The sequence below is a fragment of the Salinibacter pepae genome (assembly GCF_947077775.1).
Taxonomy (GTDB): Bacteria; Bacteroidota; Rhodothermia; order Rhodothermales; family Salinibacteraceae; genus Salinibacter; species Salinibacter pepae.
This window is the reverse complement of record NZ_CAMTTE010000001.1, coordinates 630,769-648,038: the sequence shown is the minus strand read 5'-3', so window position 1 is coordinate 648,038 and position 17,270 is coordinate 630,769. Positions and strand designations below refer to the sequence as shown.

At 58.7% G+C, this 17,270-nt stretch carries 12 protein-coding genes; 3 read left to right on the top strand and 9 right to left on the bottom strand.

The features are described from left to right. Window positions 1-53 precede the first annotated feature (53 nt). Both OJA40_RS02815 and OJA40_RS02810 read left to right on the top strand, forming a co-directional pair. Window positions 54-1,259: a GTP-binding protein gene (locus tag OJA40_RS02815; protein WP_263809907.1), complete on the top strand. Its 1,206-nt coding sequence runs from the start codon at window positions 54-56 to the stop codon at window positions 1,257-1,259. Window positions 1,260-1,303: 44 nt separating this feature from the next. Then, the gene (locus OJA40_RS02810) at window positions 1,304-2,194 is read left to right on the top strand and encodes a ZIP family metal transporter (protein ID WP_263809906.1); all 891 of its coding nucleotides are present in this window, start codon (window positions 1,304-1,306) and stop codon (window positions 2,192-2,194) included. A gap of 33 nt (window positions 2,195-2,227) precedes the next feature. Here the strand turns inward: OJA40_RS02810 and OJA40_RS02805 are convergent, their stop codons facing one another. The 8 genes from OJA40_RS02805 to OJA40_RS02770 all read right to left on the bottom strand — a co-directional run bounded on the left by OJA40_RS02805 (window position 2,228) and on the right by OJA40_RS02770 (window position 15,553). Further along, window positions 2,228-3,310 carry a lysylphosphatidylglycerol synthase transmembrane domain-containing protein gene (locus OJA40_RS02805; protein ID WP_263809905.1) on the bottom strand — a complete coding sequence of 361 codons (1,083 nt, stop codon included), beginning with the start codon at window positions 3,308-3,310 and terminating at the stop codon, window positions 2,228-2,230. Between the two features lie 753 nt (window positions 3,311-4,063). Further along, on the bottom strand, window positions 4,064-4,402 hold the full coding sequence (locus OJA40_RS15455; RefSeq protein ID WP_263811009.1) for a site-specific integrase: 339 nt from the start codon (window positions 4,400-4,402) through the stop codon (window positions 4,064-4,066). Between the two features lie 335 nt (window positions 4,403-4,737). Beyond that, window positions 4,738-5,754: a hypothetical protein gene (locus OJA40_RS02795; protein WP_263809904.1), complete on the bottom strand. Its 1,017-nt coding sequence runs from the start codon at window positions 5,752-5,754 to the stop codon at window positions 4,738-4,740. Window positions 5,755-6,008: 254 nt separating this feature from the next. After that, window positions 6,009-7,412 carry a DNA cytosine methyltransferase gene (locus OJA40_RS02790; RefSeq protein ID WP_263809903.1) on the bottom strand — a complete coding sequence of 468 codons (1,404 nt, stop codon included), beginning with the start codon at window positions 7,410-7,412 and terminating at the stop codon, window positions 6,009-6,011. Window positions 7,413-7,461: 49 nt separating this feature from the next. Next, on the bottom strand, window positions 7,462-8,493 hold the full coding sequence (locus OJA40_RS02785; protein ID WP_263809902.1) for a LacI family DNA-binding transcriptional regulator: 1,032 nt from the start codon (window positions 8,491-8,493) through the stop codon (window positions 7,462-7,464). Between the two features lie 165 nt (window positions 8,494-8,658). Beyond that, a complete protein-coding gene (locus tag OJA40_RS02780; protein ID WP_263809901.1) occupies window positions 8,659-8,841 on the bottom strand; it encodes a hypothetical protein in 183 nt (60 codons plus the stop codon). 251 nt (window positions 8,842-9,092) lie between these two features. Continuing rightward, window positions 9,093-11,726: a hypothetical protein gene (locus OJA40_RS02775; protein ID WP_263809900.1), complete on the bottom strand. Its 2,634-nt coding sequence runs from the start codon at window positions 11,724-11,726 to the stop codon at window positions 9,093-9,095. A 386-nt stretch (window positions 11,727-12,112) separates the two neighbouring features. Then, window positions 12,113-15,553, bottom strand: a complete 3,441-nt coding sequence (locus tag OJA40_RS02770) for a helix-hairpin-helix domain-containing protein (protein ID WP_263809899.1) — start codon at window positions 15,551-15,553, stop codon at window positions 12,113-12,115. Window positions 15,554-15,867: 314 nt separating this feature from the next. On the opposite strand from OJA40_RS02770, the gene OJA40_RS02765 reads away from it, so the two are divergent. After that, window positions 15,868-16,704: a helix-turn-helix transcriptional regulator gene (locus tag OJA40_RS02765; protein WP_263809898.1), complete on the top strand. Its 837-nt coding sequence runs from the start codon at window positions 15,868-15,870 to the stop codon at window positions 16,702-16,704. A gap of 42 nt (window positions 16,705-16,746) precedes the next feature. Here OJA40_RS02765 and OJA40_RS02760 read toward each other — a convergent pair whose 3' ends face one another. Continuing rightward, window positions 16,747-17,058, bottom strand: coding sequence for a helix-turn-helix domain-containing protein (locus OJA40_RS02760; protein ID WP_263809897.1), 312 nt, complete (start codon window positions 17,056-17,058; stop codon window positions 16,747-16,749). Between the last annotated feature and the right edge of the window lie 212 nt (window positions 17,059-17,270).

The window sequence follows — 17,270 nt, the reverse complement described above, 5'->3', positions numbered from 1 at the left end:
CTCACTCGTGGAATCTCATGCACGTCTGACTGTCCCTCCTGCCCCTTCTGTACATGAATGACAAACTTCCTGTAACCGTGTTGTCCGGCTACCTCGGCGCCGGCAAGACGACGCTCCTCCAGCACATTCTTCACAACGCCGAGGACCGCCGCATCGCCGTGATCGTGAACGACATGGCCGAGGTCAACATCGATGCCTCGCTCGTCGAGGAACAGTCGGACCTCGTCCAGACTAACGAGCGCCTGGTGGAGATGTCGAACGGCTGCATCTGCTGTACGATGCGGGAGGACCTGCTCACCGAGGTTAAGGCGCTGGCCGACGACGGCCGGTTCGACCATCTGGTGATTGAGTCGAGCGGCATCTCGGAGCCGATGCCGGTGGCCGTGACGTTCGACCTGTCCGACGAGTTTGGGCACACCCTCTCCGAGGTTGCGAACATCGACACGATGGTGACGGTCGTGGATGCGCACCGGTTTACCGAGGACTTCAACTCGACCGATCTGCTCGCGGATCGGGGACAGGAGACCGGGCCGGACGACGAGCGGACCCTGGTCGATCTGCTCGTCGATCAAGTCGAATTTGCGAACGTCATCCTGGTCAACAAGACGGACCTCGTCTCCGCGGAAGAGGTCGACTTTCTGACGAAGGTGCTGCGGACGCTCAATCCGGAGGCGACGCTCGTCCCGACCCAGCACTCGGAGGTCGATCTGGGCGCGATCATGGGCACGGGGGCGTTCGATTTTGAGGCCGCTCAGAGCATGCCGGGGTGGGTCAAGGAACTGGACGGCGAGCACGTGCCGGAGACGGAGGAATACGGCATCACAAGCTTTACGTACCAGGCACGGGCGCCCTTTCATCCCCGGCGCTTCTGGGACTTTTTCCAGGGGCCGTGGCCCGGCGTCATCCGCGCGAAGGGATTCTTCTGGCTCGGCACGCGCGACGCCATGGTGGGCGAGCTGTCGCAGGCGGGACGGATGCGAGACCAGCGCCCCACCGGCTACTGGTGGGCGGCCCTTCCAGACGAGGAGTGGCCGGACGATCCGCAGACCCGAGCGCTTATCACTGACCGCTGGGACGAGGAGTACGGCGACCGGCGGCAGGAACTCGTCTTTATCGGCGTCGACATGGACGAGGCCGAGCTGCGGGATCGTCTGGATGCGTGCCGCATGACGGTTGACGAAGAACAGGCCTGTCTCGACGGGGAGGGCGCCATTGCCGACCCGTTTCCGACGTGGGGCACTCACCTGTCACAGGCGTAGGCGGACCTTGGGTTCTCCACGGTACACAGAATACAACGGCTGCCATGAGTTCTCTAACTTCGACCCGGACGCCCTCTCACCGTGCGGTCCAATGGACGACGGGCCTCGTTGCGTGTGGCATGGGGCTGGTGACGGTCTTTGGCCTCGTCGCGGGCCTGATGAAGCTGCTGGCGATCGGCTGGACGGCCTTCCTTGTCATGATGGCGGGGGCAGAGATGGGCCGTCGGGCCGAGACGTACGTCGTTGGGACGGTGGCGCGGCGGCTTCGTCGTCTGGCCTGGGCGTACGGGCTGTCGAGCGGGGCCATGATCACGAGTGCCGCCCTCTTCCTGGTGCCAAATGCCGTGTCGCACGACGTGTCGTTCGGGGGGCTTGGCATCGCGCTCGGAATCGTCGGTGGGTTCGCGATTCATACCGGCCTTTCCCCCCAAGAGCCCGAGAGGGGGGCCGCGTCGATTCCGGTCGTCTGGGTGCTGTCGATGCATGCGCTGGGGGCCGGTCTCGTCATCGGGGCGGTTTACGCGACGATGCCGGCCCTCGGGGCCGTCCTCGGTCTCGCCATCGTGTCCCACAAAGGCCCCGCCGGGTACGCCGCGGCCCGGCGGCTCCGGCGACGAGGGGCCTCTGTACTGCTTCTGCTCTGGCCCGCCGCGGCGGTCTGCCTCGCTGCGGTCCCCGTTGGGCTGATCGACCCGCCCACGAGCGATGCGTTCCACGCCGTCGTGTTTGGCGCCGCCACGGGGCTGTTTCTGCATGTGGCCATCGACTTTCTCCCGCGGTGCGGGTGGGGCAGTGAACTGTACCGCGCGGCCGACGTGCGGCCGGACTCCCAATCGGGCCCCACCGCCCGACGGCTCGGGAACGTCTGCCATCACGCCGTGTGGAGCACCCTCGCCGGAAGCATGCTCGTCGTGGGGGCCTGGGCGCTCCTCTAGGGCCCATCCGCCGCCGATGCGTCTGCGGTGTGTTCACCGGGTTGCCCCGCCGGCCCGTCTTTGGTGCAGTTGGTGGAGGAAGAGGGAGGCCCCGAGCGCGATGAAGAGGTAGTAGCCCAGCAGGCGCCAGGTCAGGAGGGTGGGGGCCAGGAGCGCCTCCGGCATCAGCGGGCCGATGAAGAGGGCGTAGAGGCCCTCCAGGCCGCCGGAGCCCCCGGGGGTGGGCATGATCAGGCCCACCAGCATCATTGCCGCCGAGCGGGCAAAGAGAAGCAGGGCGTCGGCCGCGTAGACGCTGCGGACGACGAGAACCACGAGGGCGTAGCGGGCGATCCAGGTGAGGGCCGTCAGGGCGAAGCCGGAGGCGTAGAAGGCAGGGGGGCGGCTCCCGAGGTGGCGCGCCCGCCGGAAGTAGGCCCGCATCTCCGGCATGACCGTCTTGCGGAAGCGGCGCAGGTAGGGCCACCGGACGCACCAGTCGGCCCCCGCCACCAGCAGGCGGGGGCGGACCAGGGTGGCGTAGGCGTAGAGGGCCGCCCAGCCCCCCAGCCCGCCGAAGTAGGCAAGCAGGGTCCACCCCCCGACCGCGCCGGCCGCGCGGGGCAGCAGGTCGATGGTAAAGGTGGCCAGGACCAGCAGCGGGATGGCGACCAGGAACCAGAGCTGGTCCAGCAGGACGCAGAAGAACAGGAGGGCGGCCGACTCCCCAACCGCGAGGTCCTCGTCGCGGGCCACGTAGAAGGCGGCCACCGGGCCGCCGCCGACGACCGAGGGGGTGACGCTGGAGAAGAAGTCCCAGGCCAGCTGCCCGCGGGTGCCGCTCCGGAGGGAGAGGCGGCCCTCCGAGACCTGGCGGAGGCGCCACCCCCCGAGGCCGATGCGGGCGATGGCGACGGCGAGGGCCGCGGCCAGCAGTCCCGGGCGCAGGTGTTGGATCAGGCGGCGGAAGGCGCCGGCGTCGAAGGTGGCGTACCCGACCCCGGCCAGCACCAGCCCGCTCAGCAGGAGGGACACCACAATGTTGCGGGCGGAGCCGGCGGTGCGGGGCCGAGACGAGTCCTGGGGGGATTCGTCACTTGATGGAGGAGGGGACGTGACGGACGAAGGAGAAGACATCGAAAGGAGAACACCAGAGGGGGCCCCATCGCAGGAGGCGACGCGTTGGGAGGGAACGCCGCCCCAATGTCGTCACGTCCTACCTGTGTTATACGGAAAGGTTTGGGCGACTCGTAAAGCCAAAATTAAGCCCATCTGTGTTGGGTTGGCGGGCGCCGACCGGGCAATGGGACCTCCCCCTCGTCTTCGTCGGTGCAGAGGAATGCTCTTCAACAGAGGGGCGAAAGGGCGGACAGCCGATGCGGGAAGAAGTCTTGAGTTCAGCGAGCTCGTTGCCCGGTCGTCTGGGCCTTTCGTTGCCGTGGGCCGCCGGCCAACGGGCCCGAGAATGGAAGGAAGCCGGGGCGCGGGCCCCTTGGCGTCCGCCTCACCGACGCCCGTAGTGGCGATCCCCGCGGGGACCGGAGTGGGCCTCCCGCGGACGCCTCCGTCACGACGGGCCTTTTCGAAGAGCTGTCCGCCCGGCAGGGGCCCTCAACGGTAGAACAGCCCCTGGGTGCGCCGGCAAACGGCGCTCAGGGGCGATGTTCGAGGGGAATGGGGGTGCCCGAGGAGGGACTTGAACCCTCACGGTGCGTAAGCACCAACGGATTTTGAATACAACCTGGATGGCACCGCAAACTATACCTTACAGGCGCTGAGCACCGATCTGCGGGAGACACCCTAATCACTCTTACGCATATCTTACACATCTTCCGAGATTCACCCTTGCCATTTTAGTTTCGGAAGACGTAGGGTGCTAGTGTCGCCTGCTTACAGTGTCCCGGTGTAGTCGTATAGCAAGAGGCGTGTCGGAAGGTACGGAGAAACCCGCTCTATTTCTTCAATCTCCGCATCACGAGTGTACCGCTTCACCGACCGACGGAGGCGCGAGGTCGCCACATTCTTCCCGCTTCGCGTTGGGAGTAACTGGTCTGGTTCTGGGTGACGTTTCATCCATTCCTGGAATTCGTCGAGCAAATCTCCTCCAACCCAGAGTGTGCGGTCCTTTGCACCTCTGCCCTCTCGGACCATTGATTTCCCGCTCATCAGGTCCACGTGTTCAGGCCGAGAGGAGACCGCCTCCGATGCTCGAAGTCCCGCATCCAGCATTAGCCGCATGAAGTAAGTAGTCGCGGTGGAGGCCATAGTATCGCTGATTCGGTTGTTGAATGAGACACTCCGTCTCGGCCTCGGTCAGCACTTTCGGAAGCTTATCGGGGCGTATCACAGGGGAGCAGGTTTGGGGAGAAAAGACCGATTGTTACGCTTTCCGAGCTTGCGCGACGCATGTGTACCTGTCTCAAAAACACGCCGAAGAGGTGCAGTTCCGTAACAGGTTCGCGAAAAGGATAGATGATGGAACTGTTGTGGCTGAGTACCACACTTCACGGTATGTGTGTACCCGATCTGCTCTGAGCGCGGCTACTCTCATCATTAATCCGCGTTCAAGTCCCAGTTTGGTTGCGCTCCAGCTTTCTCGCAACCAGCCTGAGAGCGTCGGTGTCGCTTGCTTCCGACAATTCTTGGAGTATCGAGTAAGCTTCCTGAGTGATATCGAAAGGCTCAGCAACGGAGATGGACTCTACACCATCGTCAGAACTGAGGTCGATTTCTCCCGAAGAGACTCTGTCAGCGAACTCATAGATTTTATTGCTAAGCATCTCTCCGTCTACGTCATCGCCAAGCTTCGTCTTCAAATACGTATCAAGAGTGGGTGGAGCCCACACCCGTCTTTTCATTGAGGCTCCAGGCGTCTCCCCCTGGGCCACGAAGTGGTATAGATGGTCGCTGTCCTCTTCTGGTACGTCGATATACGGTTGGACCTTTACCCCCTTACTTGGATCTGTCACTGAGTAACGTTTCTCGTCGTTAGCTTCTCTGTAAACATGTAGGCTGGTACTAGACTGTCTCTTACTGCTACTTCGGGGGTTATGGGACCACTCACCATAGAAGTCATCAGGATCAGGAGGAGTCCATCGGCGCTCAAAATAGATGAACTCTGAAAGATCCTCTTCCCAGATCAACAGAGACAGCCTAAGATCAGCCTCACCGTCGGAAGAGTTCTCTCTGACCTCATTCTGTCGTCTACGGATGTAGTCCGCGTACTCTTGAACCATGAAATGAGCAGCCTCGTCGGCATCACCGTTCCCAAAACCATACTCGGGTGTGTCTACGGCCCGAGTACCAGCAGGGTGCATGACTGTATCCCCGAAGTATGATGAGACCCCACCTTTACGAGTCGACTTCAGAAGTTTCGACTCAACTCCAAGACCCTCATGGTTGATATCGAGATCGGTGTTGCTCCATCCGCTTTCTGGAAAACGCTTTGTCTGCAAATAAACTGAGTTCCAATCATCCTCTTCCAGCTTACGACCACCCATCGTAGCGACTTTGGAGGCCAGAAGCTTGTAAGCCCGTTGGTGTTCAGTATCGGTGAATGCAGCAACAGTTGGTCCAGCCATCAGAGGGTGCGTACCAAATGACAGTTTTATGCCCCCTACATAATAGCGGCTGATTCCTTGGTTTCAATTCTGGTCGTACCTCAGCAGTGCGTGTGGACTGCGGGAGTACTATTTCAGTATACACGGAACGGGATCGGCCGACAGCAGACCGCTGATGAGTACTAAAGAAAACTTGTGGTCTGCCGTCAGCCGTTTTCCCGAGCGATGCATGATCCTGAGAGCTAATTCAAAGACTCGACCTGCCACCTGAATTCTCAACAGTAAGAAGAAGCTTTCCGCGTTTCCATAGCTTCTGCTACTGCCTCCCCGACAACCTCCCCTAAGAGGGGCGGTACTGCATTACCAATCTGCTTAGCACGCTGCATTCGGGTTCCGTATAGGTACCGGTTCTGAGAGAAAGTCTGGAGCATCAGTAACTCACCATCGCTTAGAAACTCATATTCGACCTCTACGGGTGGAGTATCCCCTTGCCGATTTCCTTTCGTGTGCCACTGTTGGCGTTCGATCTGTTTTTCAGGAACGCCGTTAGGCGCAATCGACAACTTGGCAGCTTGATGAGCTCCAACAGTCGGGGAAGGGCGTTTGTCCAATCTCCACGTAACAGGCTCGTCCTTGGGACGAACGACGTTACGTACCCATAACCGAGCCACATCAGGATCCAACTCACCATACTTGAAATGTCCATCCTTCCAAATAGCATCCCACATCGTGACCCAGGGTCGACGAGCACCGTTGCTGCTTGCAAAGGCGTCAACCTGAAATCCGTTTTTATTGGGATCCATGTGTGTGGGAGAAGGCCAAGAAAAATCTGACCCGTCCTCAGACCCTACTATGAACAGTCTCTTGCGTTTTTGCGGAGCGCCAAAGTTTGCTGCATTCAAAACCTTGTACTGGCAATCATATCCGGCTCTCTTTTCGAACTCGTTGATTATAATTTTTAGCGATCCGCCTTTTTCTTCCTCAAGCTCCCACTCTAATTTATTACTACCACAAGTACTGCAAGTAGAAGATGGAGGAGAGGCTTCCGGGGTCCATTCTTGTCTTTTGGCGAAGAGGGGTATTTCTTGGTTTCCGCAATTTAAGCAGACCTCGTAAAGAACATCTGTTTTAGCGGTCTCCAGCCCTTTGACATTCTCAAATATGAACCAGGATGGCTCTAAGTCATCCACCACACGCACGAACTCAACGAACAACTGTCCTTTATCAACCTCTACAGATTCTCTGTCACCAGAGCGGCTGAAAGACTGACACGGGGGGCCACCCGCCACTACCGAGGCCTCACCTACTTCTATACCCGCGGCGTCCATTATTTGCTGCGAGGAGATATCGGAGATATCACCCTGGACAACATTAGCATCGTTTAAGAAACTCTTATTTTTTCTGGAAGGCTCTACACGTCTCCTTAAGTTTTCTATTTCTTCGTCAGAGGCATACTTGTGACACCTTTGCTGTATCTGCTTATTAAACCAATTTCCAAATTCTTGTTTTGTTAGTCCAGATAGCCTTCTATTTCTCTTTATTGTTTCACATGCCCAATCTTTATTATCATTCGCAAAAACTGTATTAAAGCCAGCCTTCTCAAGCCCTATATCTAGCCCCCCTGCACCTGTAAAGAGAGAGACCAACGGGTATTGGTATTCGGAATCTGTTTCCGGCATTTCACGCAAGGTTTTTTACGAAAGAAAGTCTACTTGTAGAAATTTCTCATTAGTCCCTACCAGCCGTCGATTTCCTTTTTATAAGACATATTTCTACTTTGTTTGATCTAGTTTCCGTTTTACTTCTTTTCATTATTTCGAGTAGACTATTTGTGGACTCAAATCCAACTTGGAGTATGTTTTGGGATATACTACTTAGTCCCGCGTACCTGCTGACTTTTATATTGTCATAACCAATAATGGCAATGTCTGATGGAACACTAATGCCCTCTTCATTTATTTTTTGCCAGGCGCCAAGTGCATGTACGTCACTACTAGCGAATATCGCGGATACACTACTGTCATAGTCAAGTATTTTGCTCATTGCCTCATAGCCTGATTCTTCGCTAAAACCATCATGTTTAAGTGTCTCACCGTAGAATACTGAGTCTTTTTCGTATTCTATTCCTTTGGAATCCAGTGCTGAGAAAAACCCTTCTTCTCTCCTTTTTGATGGTATATTTTCGGTCGGAGAAGAAATCATAAATATCCTATCGTGTCCGATGGAAACTAGATGATCAACGGCCATGTGAGCTCCTGACCTGTTATCCCAATGAAAGGATTCTAGTCCATCTACCTTTGTGCCTATAACTACGACTGGTATACTTAGGCTTTTAAGGCGATTGATAACATTTGCGTCGCTGATATGTCCCGCAAAAATTAGACCCTCTATAGCTCCCCTAGAAAGAAAGCTTTCGAGAGACGACCTTATAGATTCCCACTCTAGGTCACATATCATTAGGTCAATATCTTCGTCCTCTAATCGGTCCCGTACACCCTTTAAAAGCTCATTGTGAAAAGGAGTCGTGAATGTCGGTAGTGCAGCAGCAATAGTTTTTGATGTCTGTATTGCTAGCGATCTTGCTGCACGGTTCCGAGTATAACCAATCTTCTCTACTGCCTCGAGAACCCGTTCCCGAGTAGACTCAGCAACGTCCTCGTCATCATTTAACACGCGAGAAACTGTCGAGATTGCCACTCCGGCACGTTCCGCGACATCGTATATTGTTGAGCTTTTTCCCTCGGGACGTGAGTCATTCATGATGTTGCACCCTAGAAAACCGCCGATGAGCATTTTTTGAGCCGAGCGAAGCAGCTGTTCTTACCGTCTTTGGGGTTCAGAACGATTCTGATACCCTTGTGGAATAGCAAGAGTTTTCCAAATGCCGTAGAATCCTTTTCCAAACAGAACTGACTTAGGAAAAAACTACGCCAGCTTACCGAACGTGGGTCGTTCAAGCACTTTCTCGTAATGGCTGCGGGGCACAGCAAGCACGCCAACCGACCCGTCTTCAAGCTCCTTAATCTCGTTGTCTGTCTGGAATTCCATTTCATCATGACACTTGTGAAGTACTCGGAGGGCCTCCTCGCTGGAGTGTTCGGCCCTCATGCGTGATTTGAGTACCAAGACCGAACAGTTCGATAGCTTCAGGGACGACAGTAAATGCCGAAAAACGTTCAGCTTCGGATTAGGTGCCATCGTTTTTTGGAATAACTCCTCCGGTTCATAGATATGGTGGGAAGGTGGTCCAAATTCTTGCACTTCACCAAACTGATTCGGATCAGCAGACCTGTGCGAGCCCCAAAATTTCCACAGGTCGGTAATGACTCGGCAACGACACTGCCCTCTTCCTTCAGCTCTCAAGACGCCAGGTACTCTTTCCCGTAGTCGACGGTTAGCTCGGTTTCAATCGGTGGCACGTCCATCTCTTCGGCCAGCCCCTCTCGGCCTCGTTGAAGCGCCTCACGCGTCGTCTCAACAGCCCCGCGGTATGCCCAGGGCTTCCGCCGCCGTGGGGCGATCGTCACCCCGTCGTGCTGCCAGAGGCCGAACCTCAGCTCCGGGTCGCCCAAGACCGTCTCCCCGACCGGCAGCATCACCCTCAGCTCGGCGTTCTGCATATACTCGGCGAGGATGCTCTTCGCGTCTCGGCCCCCGCCTGTGTCGAGAGAGCGGCCGAAGCAGTCGGTAATGCTCCCATCTTTCCGAATTTTGGAGAGCAGCTGTTCGCGCCGCCGCAGGAGCCCTTCGATCAGGGGGTGACTGAGGAGCGCGCTCCCAACCTTTCCGGCCCTCGCCTGGATGGCTCTCTTCTCGTGCGGGAAACGGGCTTTCCCGAGAAAGAGAAGGTTCATCTTACGGGCCGACTCGTGGTACTGGGCCTCGTCGGTGGAGGCGGCCTTGGGGTTCCCGAGTCGCCGCAGGTTTTTCCGCTGCATCCCGAAAAAAAGGCCGTATGTGAAGGCTTTGAGCGTGCCCTTGACCGCCTCGAAGTGCTTGCCCGGGTCGTAGTGGGGGGCAGGGAGCTCCTCGGCCAGATGCCCAGCCAGCTCCGACCACCAGCTCCTGTCACTTCCTGTGCACTCTCTCAGGAATTCCCGCAGGGCGGGAAAGTCCCACAGGGACCCCGCCAGCGCAAGCTGGGCGGAAGACATGTCTACTTCGAGGTAGTCGCTGAAAACCGCCCGCCGCATCTTCTTCGGGAGCGCCGCGAGCGAGGGGCCCGCCGGAGTGAGCCGGAGGGTGCTCCCCGTAAACTTATACAGGGGAACGCTCACGTCGGCGATGGCCCGCAGCTGTCCGAGGTAGGGGAGCACTTTCGGGGCGGCCCCCGCTTCAGGCTGCTCTTCGGCTCGCTCCTCGGCTAAGGCGAGAAGCTTGTCTTTCGCGCTTTTGAGGTTGCTCCGAAAGCGACTCTGAGGGAGGTCGTGGAGTTCCTGCTGCAAGCACTGGGCACGGTCGGGTACGTCGTGCCGCTTGCCGGTCCGTTCTGCTTTCCTTCGCCGCCGCTCCCTGCGCTTCTGCCGCCGCTCTGGGCGGCCCCTGTTGCCGGACTCGAGGTTGACCGTTGCCCGGAGATCGCCGGTGGTGATCGCCAGGAGGGCCCGGCTGGCCTCCTCGGAAAATGCCTCTTCGAGAGGATCGGGGAGAGCGAATGGGGTAATTTGCACGCAGTTTTGGCCCTTTGCGTGCCCGACGACGCGAAAGGGAGGAGGACCTGCGTTCCCTATTTTCATGTCCTTGGCGACGGCCTCCTGGAGCCGCTCGGCCAGGTCGTATACCCGCGCCTCGTGCCGGTCTGCGAGGCTGGGCGCGCCCCGGATGTGGGCAACGGCAGTTTCGTGGAACGGCAGGTACCCGGATCGCGGGTCCGGCCGGGCGACCATCTTGAGGTACACCAGAGCACGCCGGAGCTCCGCATCCGCTGCAACCCGGGGAAGATGGTCCTCGATTTTCCAGTAGAGCCCCTCGGAGACGTTCGGGGGGATGGACACGCCCTGCGCGCCACTGGGGCTTCTGCCGCTGGGAAGGGACTCGTGCTTCCATGCCCGTACAAGCTTTACATCCGATACGTCCTCTGTAGCTGCCGCCCATTCCCGCTCAATCGGCGTCAGAAGCAGGCTTTTCTTATTCTGGACCTCCTTCAGTACTTCCCGTACGTGGGGTGTATTAGCCGAGGGAGGATGGAGAGATGGGGATAGATCCGAAAGGGCTTCAAGGACATAGGAGGAGGTGGAAGGGGATGGGGCGGAAGGATAAGTGGGCGGCGGGGAGTTAACGGGACGGCGGGGGTTCCCATAAGCCTTCGTTTCCCAGAAAGTGGAAAGCAGTATCTCTAGGGACTTGGGATCACCGTCTTCGAAGAGGGTAGCGGTCGCCTCGGCAATCTCGGCGGCCCCTGCCTGGAGTTGTCGGCACGTAGCGTGTGCCCGCGCTAGCAAAGGGCCCCGTGAGAAGTGGAGGTACGTCGTGGCGTCGATAGGGCTCGGCGTCCAGGCGACACGAAGGACCTCCGCATCTCCTCCCGCACTGATCAAATTCGGCCCATGGGACGAGCGCAGCTCCCGGCAGGCGCGCCGGGAGAGGCGGTCGTAGATGGCCCCGGCACGGATCTGGCCTTGCTTCTGGTCGCGGCCGATGAGCTCGCTTACGACGAGCCCGGTCTCCAGGTACGCCCGGCCAGTCGGGCAGTCCAGCGAGGGCAGGGGGGGCTTTGCCTGTATTGTCCCGGGGGGCTGTCGCTCGTAGATCCGCACGAGCGGACGGGCCAAGTCCTCGAGCCGCTCGCTTATCTGTGGCTCCTCGCTCAAGGGACGGCCGCTCTCGCTGGACTCTGTTCCTCCACGCCTGCTTGACCAGCCAGCCCCGCTCCCGTGTCCGTAGGCGTATTTCCGGGGTGATGACTGGTGCGGGGCTTTCTCCGGATTCCGAGTCCCGACAAACGGGATCGCCAGCTCGTCATTGTTGATACGGTTCTCTGTGCGTTCGATCATAGATCAGGTTGATGCTAATTCCAGGAAGAACGAATGTGGTGAGGTTTGTCCCAGCTGGGATTATTTCAAATGTTCAGTTTTTTTTTCATCTAAAAAGAAGGGCCGGCCGTGACTCGTCGGCTGAACACCGCTCATCCTCTGCTTTTTTCCGTTACACCTGCCAAGGTAGCCAGTCCTTCTGAGCCCGTTGTTGCCCGGCTTGCTGCTACTGGGGCGATGGCTGGAGGGCTCTCGCAGGAAAGGTTCTCGCAGGTCCGGCGAAACTAGACGAGATGCAAGTTTCCGATCCGGGAGAGCTCCTCAAGCGCTTCTGCGTCGGCGCTGACAGTGCGCCCGAGCGTCAGGATCTTCCGCTGACCCGTATCCGAGTAGAACCGCCCCCTCACCTACGCCCGCATCTCCCCCTCCGGAAGCTGAGAGAGCCGCTCTAAAGCCCTTCGGGCCGCCTCCGGGGAATCGGTCTCCACGCACGCGACTTGCCCCAGGCGGGCCGGAATCTGCCGCGCAGGGACCGCGTTCTCGACGGTGTAGCTCCCGGCGTAGTCCCCGGCCACGTCAGTTTCAAGAACAAGCACCACGGGCGTGTCCGGCTCCAGGTGCTCGCTGATCGCCTCGTAGGTGCTGTCCCACATCGCGGCGGAGTCGGGGACCTCGCCATCGGCGGTGCGGTAGGTCACCCACCACATCCGGTTCCCGGTGCTCGTGGTGGCATCTCGCACCTCCAAAATCGTGGCCAGCTCCAGCCGGTACTTCGTGCCCTTGTGGACGTGCTCGTGGCCGCTCAGGTGCCGGGCGAGCCACTCGACCTCGTCGGTCGGGGCGCCGGACGTGTACGTCACCGCCACCTCCCGCTCTTGCCGGAAGCGGCTCTTGCGGGGAAACTCCGACACTTCATGGATGCTCGGGGCGTCGGGCATCGACTTCCGGCTGCCCTGCCTGTAGTCCCGGCGCTTCCGGGCGTAGGTAAGCACCTTGTCGTGGTTTTCCATCATCGTCGCCCTCGACAGGTCGAAATCGTCGAAGGCCCCCGCTTTGATCAGGCTTTTGACCGCCCGGGCGTTGGGCGTGCACCTACACAAGCACTCCATGAACGACTCGAACGGGCCGCCTCTCTCCCGCTCCTCAAGAAACACCTGCGCCTGCTTGCCGACGTTCTTGATGGTGGAGAGGCCAAATCGAACCACGTTGTCGCTGGTGGCCGCAAAGCCGGCTTTCGATTCGTTGATCGAGGGGCGCTTCACCTTGACGCCCCGCTCGCTTAGGTCCCGGATGAGCGCCGCTCGCTTCTCGTCGTTCCCCTCCGCCTGCACCGCCGCGGCGTAGAAGGCCGCCGGGCAGTAGAATTTGAGGTAGGCCTGCTTGTAGGCCAGCGCGGCGTAGGACGAGCTATGTGCGCGGTTGAACGCATAGTCTGCAAACTCCTCGATCTTTTGGAAGATGGTTTCCCCCAGCTCCCGGCCGTAGCCCTGATCGATGCAGCCCTGCACGAACTTCTTTCGCTGCTCCATCAGGAGCTTCTTTTTCTTCTTGCCGATCGAGTTGTGGATGACGATATCCGACGCTACGAAATTACGATGTGGAGGCACGGCTAAGTCGTAGACCTTCTTCTCGCCGACGGGCGTAATGTCGACGATCGGGTCCCAGAGCACCTCTCCGTCTGCGATGTTGACGAGCTCATCGCTATTGAAAGCACGGCCCAATTCCTCCGTCCGGTGCCGACTGAGCTTCTGGTTTGGGTTGGTGAAGTTGAGCCCGGAGGATAAATTGCGCCCTTCCCTTCCGACAATCTCACCGCCCTCCTTCCACGTCCGTCCGCTCGCATACTTTGCCTCCTGAACTTTGTGCGTAATCTCGGCCGGAAGGTTGTACATAGAGTGGCTGCGAGACTTGGCCAGAGCGTCGGCCTTGAGGGGCTTAAGCGCCTTCTTCCTCCGGGGACAGAGGTGCGGTCCAACGACATCCGCGAACCGTACGATGTCCTCCTGATCCCCGATTATGAGCTCAAAGTTGTCTTGATGGTCTGACATCTCGCGGTGGAACCGCATGGTTACGATACCGAGGCGGAGGAGGGCGTGAGCAACATCCTCGATGAGGCCTTCGCTTGCCGAGCTGTACGAGACGCGGGTTTCTTCAAACCCCCCGTCTGTGTCGAACAGATACGCGAGAAATCGGGCGAGCGACTCTGCGTCGTATCGGAAGACCTCTTCGGGCAGGCGCTTGTCCGCCGCTTTCTCGTCAATTCCCGTCTCCCGAACGAGGTTTATGATGGGGTTTTGCCCCTCTGTTGGACCACGAGCCGTAACGGTCTTCACGTCAGTGGTGGGATGATCATAAGAAGTCGTATTCCCTCCCAGTTTAGACACAGCATCGCAGTAACTGTCAAGCAGGTCAGGGTCGCTGCTGTAAAACCGCGCCGTAGCTCTTCCATTGCCTCTTAGCGTCTGACCGTCTCCGATCAAACTTGCAACAACGCGCATTCGCTCGTCGGGCGGGCTTTCGGTGCCGCTTGCCGGTAGGGATGATGGAACGGCAATGGGATCTCCCTCTGACAAGTCGGACAGATGCTCCCAACCCCCAATTGTGCGAAGGGGGTGGTCTTTCGTCATCTCGATGGTACGGCCGCTGCGCGTGGTGACCCGAAACGTCGGCTTGGTGCCGTTCTCGAATCGCTTCGCGACGGTCGTCTCTGCCAGCTCATATTCGTCGTTCATCGTGAGAACTGACGTGCCCGGTTCGATCGAGTCGATGCGTTTCCGCTCCCCAGTTTCAGCATCGACAACCTCCGTATCCCCAGGCACGCATCTCCGCATAATGTCCGCCTCCCCGAGGTCAAACCCGGCCAGCCGTCGGCACACCTGCATCACCTGCTCCTGAAAGACCATGATCCCGTAGGTGTCGTCCAGGATGTCGGCCACGTCGTCTTTGATCGCGTCGTGGATCGAGGGATCGATGTAGACGACCTCTTCTTCTCCGTGCATCCGGTCGATGAAGCTCGGGATCTGCTCCATCGGGCCCGGCCTATACAGGGCATTCATGGCCGCAATGTGGACGAATTCGGTCGGCTCCATCTCCGCGAGAAACTGGCGCATCCCGCCGCTCTCGAACTGAAAGATGCCGCGAGTATCCCCCTCCGCGAAGATGTTCTCGTACACCGCCGGATCGTCCCGGCCATCCAGGTCCTCCTCGGTGATGTCGTGGCCCAAGTCTTGGGCCATCTCTAGAGCCGTGTCGATCTCGTTTAGGGCCGCCAGGCCGAGCACGTCAATCTTCAGCAGGCCAATGTCCTCGAGCTGGTCCCCATCGAAATGGGTGACGGTGTGCTCCTCCCCGCCGCTTTTCATCGTGCGGGTCGGGACGTAGTCGGTCATCTCCCCGGGCGTCACGATGACGGCGGCCGGATGGCGGCCCGGGTGGCGGGCAAGCCCCTGGAGGTCGTCGGCCCGCTTGCAGATGCGGTCGAAGCGTTCGTCCTCCTCTCTGCGATTGCGCAGATCCGGGCTCGCGTCTAGGGCCTCCTCCACGGTATCGATGCCTTCTTCCTCCTCGACCTGCTCGATCTTATCAGCCACCGCGTCTTGCTCGGTGGGCTTGAGGCCAAAGACGCGGCCTAGATTCCTCACGGACGACTTGAGCTTATACCGGTCGAAGGTGATCACCTCCGTGACCCGGTCCTCTCCGTAGCGCTCCCCGATGTAATTGATCACTTCCTCCCGGCGGTCGTCGTCGAAGTCGATGTCCTCGATTTTCCAGAGGACTGTGCGCTCAGAAAGTGCGTCTTTGAAAAGTGTCTTCAGGGTGCTCGGTGTACTGGTGAAAGCTACTCTCATTGGCTTTGACGTTTAGTAACCGCACAAAGGCGGCAAGCGAGAGAGGCACGAGCTTCCTGCTCGCCTTGAGGTTTGATCCTCTCTAATAACAACCAACGGAGAAAAGCGAAGGGCTTTGTTGTCCCTTCCCAGCGGCGCTGAGGGCCGATGGACAACTCAAGACATCTCCAACGCCCACCTAGACCCGGTGAGAATAGGTGGGCATGGAAGGACCCTGCGCTCTACCTGCCGAAACACCACGGCCGAGGACGACTACCACCGAGCACGACGTTAACCTATTCGACGCACCGACATTTATATTAACACAAGCTGGCATGGAAATACCTAAGGACGCCGTCGAGTACTTCGAGAAGCTCAAACAGGACATGCGACACCGCGGGACTGAAATCGAAGGCGACCTCCGCGAGGTTGCCAGTGACGATCAGATCCGGCGCCTGAGTAGTGCTTACCAGGACGGCGACGATGAGAAAGCGAGAAACGTGCTTCACGACCTCCTGCGAGCGAAGGTGAAAATGGGCACGGTGGAGGCCAAACGTCGCCTCAAGGCTGTAAAACAGGAGGTTGCGCGCCGCGAGGAGACCCTAGATGCCCTTAGCCAGCGGCGCAATGCGGGAAGCAAGATCGACTACGTCGTGGGACGGAACGTCCAGGTGGTCCGGAAGCTTTTCGGACTCTCGAAGACGGCCTTAGCTGAAAAGACAGGCGCGATCACGCGCCAGACCCTGCTAAAAATCGAGAAAGGAAAAGGCCTTCGACTAGGCGTTGTGGAGGCAATCGCAAGGGCGTTAGGTGTGCCCAGTGAAGCGTTGCTGCTTGAGGCCAACAAGATCGGGGTGCTCTACGAGCTGACCCAGCCGACGGACCCAATGCAAACGGTTTTCCGCGAAATCATAGACGCGCCGAACGAGGCCGCGCTGTACGCCCATCGGGCAGCGGAGGGAGATCGTCTCGACCAGGAGGCACTGACGGTGGTGGGAGACGTCCTCGAACTTGCAGACTCCCAGTATGAAAACTCTGCGGCCAGGGGTGGTGCTGCAATCGGGTGGTTATGGGGGCTTCCGCCGGGGCGGAGGCCGGAGCTCGAAAACCCCGTGACGCGAGACCTCTTGGCTGCGGCCGTGGGCGGATGGTGGACTCACCGTCTCGGATAGTCCATACTCTGCGCCAGAAGGCCTAAATCAGGGCAGGGAGGGCTATTTCTTGCCAACGTTTCTGCGCAAGTAAGCCTCAATTGCTTCTGGCTCAAACCGGCGCTGTCCACGAACCCAGATAGGGGTAATCTCCCCAGCGTCAATAATTTTCTCGACGGTTCGCTTACCGACGTCTAGACGAGTGAATACGTCTTCAATCGTCCAGAGGGGATCTGGAGTGTCCTGTTTTTCATCGATGGCCCAATCTACTAAATCCTCGATTAGTCTAGCATCTTCTTCGGTTAGATTATCCGATTGGTGGAAGCGTTCGAGAATCTCTGCCTTCTGGGAGGAGGTTTTTGAAGATGGCTCCATGGTCTGAAAAGACTGGAGCTAACCAGGCAGAACGTCTGCTACTATGAATCACCCGACAGCGCCTGGTAGCTATCGGGCGAAGAGATTATCAGCAGGTGACGCTTTCGATCATAAAAGGGGGCAATACAACGTAGCCAGACTGAGAGAGCCCGTTGTTGGGGGGAGCAGAGATGCGTGCGCGTTTCTCACGGGGCCGTGATTCTTGAACAGAT

What these genes read in the sequence shown, in the direction of transcription:
- OJA40_RS02790 (WP_263809903.1), bottom strand. Translation starts at nt 7,412, where the DNA reads ATGCCGGAAACAGATTCCGAATACCAATACCCGTTGGTCTCTCTCTTT.
- OJA40_RS02765 (WP_263809898.1), top strand. Translation starts at nt 15,868, where the DNA reads ATGGAAATACCTAAGGACGCCGTCGAGTACTTCGAGAAGCTCAAACAG.
- OJA40_RS02775 (WP_263809900.1), bottom strand. Translation starts at nt 11,726, where the DNA reads ATGATCGAACGCACAGAGAACCGTATCAACAATGACGAGCTGGCGATC.
- OJA40_RS02785 (WP_263809902.1), bottom strand. Translation starts at nt 8,493, where the DNA reads ATGAATGACTCACGTCCCGAGGGAAAAAGCTCAACAATATACGATGTC.
- OJA40_RS02795 (WP_263809904.1), bottom strand. Translation starts at nt 5,754, where the DNA reads ATGGCTGGACCAACTGTTGCTGCATTCACCGATACTGAACACCAACGG.
- OJA40_RS02780 (WP_263809901.1), bottom strand. Translation starts at nt 8,841, where the DNA reads ATGAGGGCCGAACACTCCAGCGAGGAGGCCCTCCGAGTACTTCACAAG.
- OJA40_RS02815 (WP_263809907.1), top strand. Translation starts at nt 54, where the DNA reads ATGAATGACAAACTTCCTGTAACCGTGTTGTCCGGCTACCTCGGCGCC.
- OJA40_RS02760 (WP_263809897.1), bottom strand. Translation starts at nt 17,058, where the DNA reads ATGGAGCCATCTTCAAAAACCTCCTCCCAGAAGGCAGAGATTCTCGAA.
- OJA40_RS02805 (WP_263809905.1), bottom strand. Translation starts at nt 3,310, where the DNA reads ATGTCTTCTCCTTCGTCCGTCACGTCCCCTCCTCCATCAAGTGACGAA.
- OJA40_RS15455 (WP_263811009.1), bottom strand. Translation starts at nt 4,402, where the DNA reads ATGCTGGATGCGGGACTTCGAGCATCGGAGGCGGTCTCCTCTCGGCCT.
- OJA40_RS02770 (WP_263809899.1), bottom strand. Translation starts at nt 15,553, where the DNA reads ATGAGAGTAGCTTTCACCAGTACACCGAGCACCCTGAAGACACTTTTC.
- OJA40_RS02810 (WP_263809906.1), top strand. Translation starts at nt 1,304, where the DNA reads ATGAGTTCTCTAACTTCGACCCGGACGCCCTCTCACCGTGCGGTCCAA.